Source organism: Phenylobacterium sp. (assembly GCF_036402295.1).
GTDB lineage: Bacteria > Pseudomonadota > Alphaproteobacteria > Caulobacterales > Caulobacteraceae > Phenylobacterium.
In genome coordinates this window covers 1-8,258 of record NZ_DASWTE010000158.1, presented here as the reverse complement: position 1 = coordinate 8,258, position 8,258 = coordinate 1, and the positions used below count along the sequence as shown (strand labels likewise).

8 protein-coding genes are annotated in these 8,258 nt (G+C 67.6%); 5 read left to right on the top strand and 3 right to left on the bottom strand.

The annotated features are described in order from the left end of the window. The coding region (locus tag VGD44_RS09955; protein ID WP_331086452.1) for a response regulator at window positions 1–443 on the bottom strand (443 nt) is incomplete at its 3' end. 2 nt (window positions 444–445) lie between these two features. Next, complete coding sequence (locus VGD44_RS09950; protein ID WP_293364348.1) at window positions 446–811, bottom strand: response regulator; 366 nt, start codon at window positions 809–811, stop codon at window positions 446–448. A gap of 107 nt (window positions 812–918) precedes the next feature. Here VGD44_RS09950 and VGD44_RS09945 point away from each other — a divergent pair, with 107 nt between their 5' ends. Beyond that, the gene (locus VGD44_RS09945) at window positions 919–1,575 is read left to right on the top strand and encodes a hypothetical protein (RefSeq protein ID WP_331086445.1); all 657 of its coding nucleotides are present in this window, start codon (window positions 919–921) and stop codon (window positions 1,573–1,575) included. Here VGD44_RS09945 and VGD44_RS09940 read toward each other — a convergent pair. Next, a complete protein-coding gene (locus VGD44_RS09940; RefSeq protein WP_331086443.1) occupies window positions 1,565–3,031 on the bottom strand; it encodes an MFS transporter in 1,467 nt (488 codons plus the stop codon). The genes VGD44_RS09945 and VGD44_RS09940 overlap by 11 nt on opposite strands. A gap of 137 nt (window positions 3,032–3,168) precedes the next feature. Here VGD44_RS09940 and VGD44_RS09935 point away from each other — a divergent pair, with 137 nt between their 5' ends. The 4 genes from VGD44_RS09935 to clpA form a co-directional block, all read left to right on the top strand. Continuing rightward, window positions 3,169–4,029 (top strand): ROK family protein, encoded by an 861-nt coding sequence (locus tag VGD44_RS09935; RefSeq protein ID WP_331086441.1) that lies wholly within the window; start codon window positions 3,169–3,171, stop codon window positions 4,027–4,029. Next, window positions 4,026–5,297, top strand: a complete 1,272-nt coding sequence (locus VGD44_RS09930) for a DNA polymerase IV (RefSeq protein ID WP_331086439.1) — start codon at window positions 4,026–4,028, stop codon at window positions 5,295–5,297. Before VGD44_RS09935 ends, VGD44_RS09930 begins: the two co-directional genes overlap by 4 nt. A gap of 311 nt (window positions 5,298–5,608) precedes the next feature. Beyond that, on the top strand, window positions 5,609–5,938 hold the full coding sequence (gene clpS / locus VGD44_RS09925; RefSeq protein ID WP_293353272.1) for an ATP-dependent Clp protease adapter ClpS: 330 nt from the start codon (window positions 5,609–5,611) through the stop codon (window positions 5,936–5,938). A gap of 6 nt (window positions 5,939–5,944) precedes the next feature. Further along, window positions 5,945–8,258, top strand: a 2,314-nt coding sequence (gene clpA, locus VGD44_RS09920; RefSeq protein ID WP_331086435.1) for an ATP-dependent Clp protease ATP-binding subunit ClpA, incomplete at its 3' end; no start/stop codon positions are given.

Below are 8,258 nucleotides of genomic sequence, written 5' to 3'. Positions count from 1 at the left end.
CGCGACGCCGCGCCGGCGATCACGCCCATGCGGCGGCCGGAAGCCTCGCGGTCGCGCAGTTCGTCGATCACCGCCTTCAGGCGCGTCAGGCTGCGCACGCGGGCGAACAGCATGACGTCGTCGATGGGCTTGGTCAGGAAGTCGTCGGCGCCTGCCTCCAGGCCCGCGACGCGGTCGGCGCGGCCGTCCAGCGCGGTCACCAGCACCACCGGTATATGCCGGGTCAGCGGATCGTCCTTCAACCGGCGGCAGACGGAGAAGCCGTCCATGCCAGGCATCATCACGTCGAGCAGCACGATGTCGGGACGCTCCGCGGCGGCCATGGCCAACGCAGTCGGGCCGTCGTTCGCGGTCAGCACCTCGTAGTACTCGGCCGTGAGCTTGGCCTCGAGGAGCCGCACGTTCGATTCGATGTCGTCGACTACGAGGATACGCGCGGACATGGCTAGTTCAGCAGCCGCCGGATGGTTTCGAGGAAGTGGGTGACCGAGATCGGCTTGGAGATGTAGGCCTCGCAGCCGCCCTCACGGATCCGCTCCTCGTCGCCCTTCATCGCGAAGGCGGTCACGGCGACCACGGGGATGTGGGCCAGATCGTCGTCTTCCTTCAGCCACTTGGTGACCTCGAGGCCCGAGATCTCCGGCAGCTGGATGTCCATCAGGATCAGGTCGGGCCGATGCTCGCGCGCAAGCGACAGCGCCGCGAGCCCTTCACGGGTCTCGAGGGTCTCGTACCCCTGGGCTTCGAGCAGATCATGAAAGAGCTTCATGTTCAGCTCGTTATCCTCGACGATGAGGACTTTCTTGGCCATTCAGGACCCGGCGCTGCTTGGAACGCGGCCGAAATCGGCTCGCCCCACCCTGGCGTGCTTATCGGCCCCAACATCCTTAAACTTCGTTATCCCGTCTTGGATCAACCGTGGCCGATCGTCCCGAACTCATCGTTCCCCGCCTTGAAACCCTCGGTCTTTCGACCGCCCGGCCGCTCGTGCTCGTCGACGTGGACGAGGTGTTGGGTCTGTTCATGCAGGGTTTTGGGGACTTCCTGGCCGGCGAAGGGCTGGAAATGCGAATCGATCGGTTCGCCCTCTTCCAGAACATCTATCGGCCGGGCGCGACCGAGCACCTGGAGATCGAGGCAGGCCGCAAGCTGTACGAAGCCTTCTTCGGCGGCCACTGCCACGAGATCGAGCCGGCGCCAGGGGCGATCGACGCCCTGAACCGGCTGGCGAAGTCGGCCGAGATCCTGATCCTCTCCAACGCCCCGGCCGAAGCCGAACGCCTGCGCACCGCGTGGCTGCGCCAGCATGGCCTGCCGCACCCGCTGATCCTCAACTCCGGGCCGAAGGGGCCGATCGCCGCGGGGCTGGTGGCGCAGACGCGGCACCGCACGGCCTTCGTCGACGACCTCCTGCCCAACCTCGACTCGGTGGCCGACCACTCGCCCCGGACGGCGACGTTCCAGCACGTGGCCGACTTGCGCCTGCGCCCCTATGCGCCCCGCTCCGAGCGCCACCCGCGCATCGACGACTGGGCCGAGCTCGGCGACGCGATCGAGGCGGCGGTCAGGCCTTAGCGCGCTCGGCCAGCTCGCTCACTGCCGCCTCGTGCTCGGCCTTGGTGATCCGGTAGAACGAGATGGCCACGATCGCGCCGCCGTAGAGCGCGGCCACCATAATCACATAGGCGAGGCCCAGGTTGTCGACCACCTCGCGCGCGACCTGCCCGGGCCTGGCCCCGCGCGGGAAGGCGACCAGCGCCAGGATCGCGCTGGAGATGAAGATCCCGACACCCGACACCACCTTGGCGACGAAGGCGCTGACCGAGAAGAACAGGCCTTCCGACCGGCGACCCGTGCGCAGCTCGGAGCTCTCCACCACGTCCGCCATCATCGAGGAGATCATGATGGACGTGATGATGGTGGTCGCCGTCGAGAGTGCGCCGGCCACGAACAGCAGCGGCACAAGCAGCGGGTCGCCGTTTCCCGGGAACACGCCGAACAGCCGCAGCGAGATCGGCGTGACGGCGAAGGCGATGGACAGCGCCTTCATCAGCCGCGCGGCGTTGCGCTTGCCGAGCGTCTTCGAGGCGGGCGGCGCGAACATCAGGGCCAAGATCGCCGAGAGGAAGTTCGAGGCGGCCAGGGCCGCGATCTGCCCCGAAGAGAGCTGCCAGAAATAGGTGCCGAGATAGAGGGTCAGCGACAGCACCAGCCCCTGGGCCATGGCATTGAACAGACCGGCCACGATCAGCATCAGGAACGAGGGGTGGGCCAGGGTCGCCGCCATTTCGCGGAAGACCTGCGGCAGGCTGACCTTGCGCTTGGGCGGCACACGCAGCTTGGGGATGTGGCGGTGGGTGCCGATCGCCGAGACGAGGATCGCCGTCAGCATCACCGCCGCCGCGCAAAGCGCATAGCCGTGGTAGCCGGCCGGATTGAGCTGACCTGTCGGATACTCCGCCGACGGCCGCAGGAAGACCTGCAGCGCCAGGATCGTCATCCCCACCCCACCGAACCAGCCGAAGAACTGGCGGAAGGCGAAGACGCGGGTGCGCTCGTGGTAGTCCTGCGTGAGCTCCGGGGCCAAGGCCGACGACGGGATCTCGTACATCGTGATGAAGCTGCGGATCACCACGGCCACCACCACCAGATACGCGAACTGCAGGCCGGGCGGCCCCTGCGGTGGGTTCCAGAGCAGGATGTACGACAGCGCCGCCGGGATCGCCGCGGCGTACATGAACGGGTGCCGCCGGCCCCAGCGCGAGCGCCAGTTGTCCGACACCTGGCCCAGGATCGGGTCCAGGATGGAATCCACGATCAGGGCGACCATGATCGCTGCGCCGACCGTCGCTGCTGGGAGGCCGACCACCTGGTTGTAGAAGATCAGCAGGAGCGACGAGAACCCCTGGTCCTTCACTCCGAACGCCACCGTGCCGAAGCCATAGAACAGCTTGGTCGAGAGGCCGAGCTTGGCGCCTGCGGCCGGCTTGTTGGCGGTGGCCGCGGTCTCGGTGGGGGCGGAGGCGGTCATGGCGTCGGGCTCCCTGGCGCCGGTCTCGCCAGCGGTTTCCCCAACGTTAGTGTACGATGTAAATTCCAACAAGGTCACACGCAAGCATCGCGTGTTACGCCATCGGCGGCCTGGAACAAATCAGGTATGTACTCCGGATGATCCGCATCGGCGTGGACTTCGGCGGCACCAAGATCGAGGCGGCGGCGCTCGATCCGGAAGGCCGCTTCCAGGCCCGCGTGCGCCGCCCCACCCCGCCGGCCTATGAAGAGCGGCTGGAGGCGACCCGCGAGGTCGTGGGCGAGGCCGAGCGCCAGGCGGGCGTCGCGGTCACGCGCGTGGGCGTGGGCGGGCCCGGCTCGCCCTCGCCAGCCACGGGGCTGATGCGCAACTCCAACTCCACGATCCTCAACGATCGGCCATTTCCCACCGACCTCGAACGCGTGCTGGGTCGCGACGTCCGCTACGCCAACGACGCCAACTGCCTGGCGCTGTCGGAAGCCCGCGACGGCGCGGCGGCCGGCGAGGGCGTAGTGTTCGCCGTGATCATCGGCACCGGCTGCGGCGGCGGGATCGCGGTGGATGGCCGACTGGTGGCGGGCCGCAACCTCGTCGCCGGCGAGTGGGGCCACACACCCCTGCCCTGGCCGCGGCCGGAGGAGCTGCCCGGGCTCGACTGCTGGTGCGGTCGCAAGAACTGCCTGGAGCTGTGGCTGAGCGGAACCGGCTTCGCCCGTGACGCCGGCAAGCCCGCCGAGGCGGCCGACCCGGGCGACCCCGCGCTCGAGCGCTACATCGACCGGCTCGGGCGCAGCCTGGCGGTCATCGCCGACGTCCTCGACCCCGACGTCATTGTCCTGGGCGGCGGCATGTCGAACCTCGACGTCCTCTACGAGCGGCTCCCGGCCGCGATCGCCCCGCACGTGTTCTCCGACGTCTTCGAGACGCCCGTCCGCAAGGCGCTGCACGGCGACTCCTCGGGCGTCCGCGGGGCCGCCTGGCTATGGCCGCTCGAATGAAGGCCTTCTGCCGCGATTGCTTCTGGACGAGCGGTGAGCCGGTCCGCCGCTGCCCGTCGTGCGCCTCGCCGCGGATCGTCGCCCATCCAGAGCTGGGCCAGCTCGCCATCGCACACATGGACTGCGACGCCTTCTACGCCTCGGTGGAGAAGCGGGACCGGCCGGACCTGCGGGACGTGCCCGTCATCGTCGGGGGCGGGAAACGCGGCGTCGTCACCACCTGCTGCTACATCGCCCGCATCTCGGGCGTCCGCTCGGCCATGCCGATGTTCAAGGCGCTGAAGGCGTGCCCCGAGGCCGTCGTGATCCGGCCCGACTTCAACAAGTACCGGGCCGAGTCGAAGCGCATCCTGGGCATGGTCGCCGACCTGACGCCGCTGGTGCAGAACCTCAGCCTGGACGAAGCGTGGATGGACCTGTCGGGCACCGAACGCCTGCACGGCGCGCCGCCCGCCGTCACGCTCGCCAAGCTGCAGGCGCGCATCGAGGCCGAGACGGGGCTGACCGTCTCCATCGGCCTGGCGGTGAACAAGTTCCTGGCCAAGGTGGCCTCCGACCTCGACAAGCCGCGCGGCTTCTCGGTGATCGGCCACGAGGCGCAGGCGTTCCTGGCGCCGAAGCCGGTGCGGATCCTGCCCGGCGTCGGCCCGGCCATGGTCGCCTCGCTGGAGAAGGCCGGCCTGCGCACCGTCGGCGACATCGCACGCATGGACGTCAAGGCGCTCGCCGAGCGCTGGGGCGCCGGTGGCCTGCGCCTGCACGACCTCAGCCACGGCCGCGACGCCCGCGCCGTGAACCCGAACGAGGCGCGCAAGGGGATCAGCTGCGAGACCACCTTCAACGAGGACCTGACCCGCCTCTCCGACCTCGAGGACAAGCTGGCCCCACTCTGCGAGCGGGTCGCGCGCCAGGCCCGTTCGGGCGAGGTCGCCGGCCGGGTGGTGACGCTGAAGCTGCGCACCTCCGACTTCAAGATCGTCACTCGCCGGCGGACGCTGCCGGTCGCCACGCAAACAGCGCACACCCTCTTCAAGGTCGGCCGCGAGTTGCTCGCCAAGGAGGCCGGCGGGCGGCCCTGGCGACTGATCGGCATCGGCATCGCCGACCTGATCGACGCCGAGCTGGCCGGCGCCGACTTCTTCGCTGGCGACGAGCGCCGGCGCCTGGCCAGCGAGCGCTCGATCGACGTCATCCGGGCGAAATTCGGCGCCGACGCGGTCACCTCCGGCCGCATCCTGCGCGCGCGAAAGGGGGACGACGACGACTAGAAGGCGAAACGCAGCACGGAACGGGCTCACCGCCCCAGCCGGACGAACGGTTGCGGCTGCGCCTTATCGCCGCGATTCGAGCCCGCCGGCGGCCAACCGCGCCGCATCCGCAACGCCTGTCCCGCGTACTTCCTGTGAGGGACCGCGCCCACGAAACGGGCGCCTCATGGTTAGCGTTGTCTTAGCCGAGCGGTAATCGGACCTGGGTAGAGTGGAGGACAGTCGACGTGAATCATCCCTTCCAAATGGCGCTATCTTCCATATCTAATCCATAGGTCGGACGAACACGGCGACTGCAGGAGACGAGGCACATGAGCGAACGAAAGGAAGGCGGTGCTGACACCGGCGTTCGCTCGACGGTCATCACCCAGACCAAGCCGAAGACGCAGAAGCCGTCCATGTACCGGGTTCTTCTGCTCAACGACGACTACACGCCAATGGAATTCGTCGTCTACGTACTTGAACAGTTCTTCAATAAATCGCGCGAAGATGCGACTCGCATAATGCTACACGTCCATCAGCATGGCGTGGGCGTTTGCGGGGTCTACACGTACGAAGTGGCGGAAACAAAAGTGGCCCAGGTTGTTGATACGGCGCGGCGGCACCAACACCCGCTGCAGTGCACCATGGAGAAGGACTAGAGGCGCTTGCCTTCATTTTCTCGCCAACTTGAAGAATCCCTGCACCGCGCGGTCGCTTATGCGAACCAGCGCAAACATGAGTACGCGACGCTGGAGCATCTGCTCCTCAGCCTGATCGATGACGAGGACGCCGCCGGCGTGATGCGGGCGTGCGACGTCGAACTCGGAGCGCTGCGCACCACCCTCACCAACTACGTGGACAACGAACTGCGCTCCCTTGTCGTCGACGACGGGGAAGACGCGAAGCCCACGGCGGGCTTCCAGCGCGTGATCCAGCGCGCCGTGATCCACGTGCAGTCCTCGGGTCGCGAGGAAGTGACCGGCGCGAACGTGCTGGTCGCCATCTTCAGCGAGCGCGAGAGCCACGCCGCCTACTTCCTGCAAGAGCAGGACATGACCCGCTACGACGCGGTCAACTACATCGCCCACGGCATCGCCAAGAAGGCCGGCGCGTCTGAGGCGAAACCGGTCAAGGGCGCCGAGGACGAGGACAAGCCGCAGGTGAAGACCGGCGGCGAGGCGCTCGAGGCCTACTGCATCAACCTCAACGAGAAGGCCAAGCAGGGGAAAGTCGATCCGCTCATCGGGCGGATGGCCGAGGTGGAGCGCTGCATCCAGATCCTCTGCCGCCGGACGAAGAACAACCCGCTGCTGGTCGGCGACCCCGGCGTCGGCAAGACGGCCATCGCCGAGGGCCTGGCCCGCAAGATCGTCAACAAGCAGGTCCCCGAGGTCCTGTCGAAGTCGACCATCTTCTCGCTCGACATGGGCGCGCTGCTGGCCGGCACCCGCTACCGCGGCGACTTCGAAGAGCGCGTGAAGCAGGTCGTCAAGGAGCTGGAGAACCACCCCGACGCGATCCTGTTCATCGACGAGATCCACACGGTGATCGGCGCCGGCGCGACCAGCGGCGGGGCCATGGACGCCTCCAACCTGCTGAAGCCGGCGCTGGCGTCGGGCACCCTGCGCTGCATGGGCTCGACCACCTACAAGGAGTTCCGCCAGCACTTCGAGAAGGACCGGGCGCTCGTCCGGCGCTTCCAAAAGATCGACGTCAACGAGCCCACGATTGAGGACACCATCAAGATCCTCAAGGGCCTGAAGACCTACTACGAGGAGTTCCACAAGCTCCGGTACACGAACGACGCCATCAAGGCGGCGGTCGAGCTGTCGGCCAAGTACATCAACGACCGCAAGCTGCCGGACAAGGCGATCGACATCATCGACGAGGCCGGCGCCTCGCAGATGCTGCTGCCCGAGGGCAAGCGGAAGAAGATCATCGGCCTGAAGGAGGTCGAAAGCGTCGTCGCCAAGATCGCCCGCATCCCGCCGAAGTCGGTGTCCAAGTCCGACACCGAGGCCCTGAAGCAGCTCGAGACCGACCTCAAGCGCGCGGTCTACGGCCAGGACGACGCGATCGAGAGCCTCTCGGCGGCCATGAAGATGGCGCGAGCGGGTCTGCGCGACGCCAACAAGCCGATCGGGTGCTACCTGTTCTCGGGCCCCACCGGCACCGGCAAGACCGAGACGGCGCGCCAGCTGGCTTCCACCCTCGGCATCGAGCTTCTGCGGTTCGACATGTCCGAGTACATGGAGCGCCACACGGTGAGCCGCCTGATCGGCGCGCCTCCGGGCTACGTGGGCTTCGACCAGGGCGGCCTGCTGACCGACGCTGTCGACCAGCATCCGCACTCGGTGGTGCTGCTGGACGAGATCGAGAAGGCGCACCCGGACGTGTTCAACATCCTGCTCCAGGTCATGGACCACGGGCAGCTGACGGACTCGAACGGCAAGAAGATCGACTTCCGCAACGTGGTCCTGATCATGACCACCAACGCCGGCGCGTCCGACGCCCAGAAGAACGCCATCGGCTTCGGCCGCGGCAAGCAGGACGACGAGGTCGACGAGGCGCTGAAGCGGCTGTTCACGCCGGAGTTCCGCAACCGCCTGGACGCCATCGTCCAGTTCCGGTCGCTGACCCCCGAGATCATCCGCCAGGTGGTGCAGAAGTTCGTCATGCAGCTGGAAGCCCAGTTGGCGGACCGGCACGTCACCATCGAGACCTCGGACGAGGCGGCCGACTGGCTGGCCAAGAACGGCTTCGACGAGCTCTACGGCGCCCGGCCGCTGGCCCGGGTCATCCAGGAGCACATCAAGAAGCCGCTCGCCGACGAGATCCTGTTCGGCAAGCTGATCAAGGGCGGCCACGTCAAGGTCGTCGTCCAGGACTCGAAGCTGGCCTTCGAGATCGAGGGCGAGGAACGCGAGCGCGGCGCCCCGGTGGTCGAAAGCCCGGCGGACGAGCCGGAAGCGGTGGACT

What these genes read in the sequence shown, in the direction of transcription:
- VGD44_RS09950 (WP_293364348.1), bottom strand. Translation starts at nt 811, where the DNA reads ATGGCCAAGAAAGTCCTCATCGTCGAGGATAACGAGCTGAACATGAAG.
- VGD44_RS09940 (WP_331086443.1), bottom strand. Translation starts at nt 3,031, where the DNA reads ATGACCGCCTCCGCCCCCACCGAGACCGCGGCCACCGCCAACAAGCCG.
- VGD44_RS09935 (WP_331086441.1), top strand. Translation starts at nt 3,169, where the DNA reads ATGATCCGCATCGGCGTGGACTTCGGCGGCACCAAGATCGAGGCGGCG.
- VGD44_RS09930 (WP_331086439.1), top strand. Translation starts at nt 4,026, where the DNA reads ATGAAGGCCTTCTGCCGCGATTGCTTCTGGACGAGCGGTGAGCCGGTC.
- clpS (WP_293353272.1), top strand. Translation starts at nt 5,609, where the DNA reads ATGAGCGAACGAAAGGAAGGCGGTGCTGACACCGGCGTTCGCTCGACG.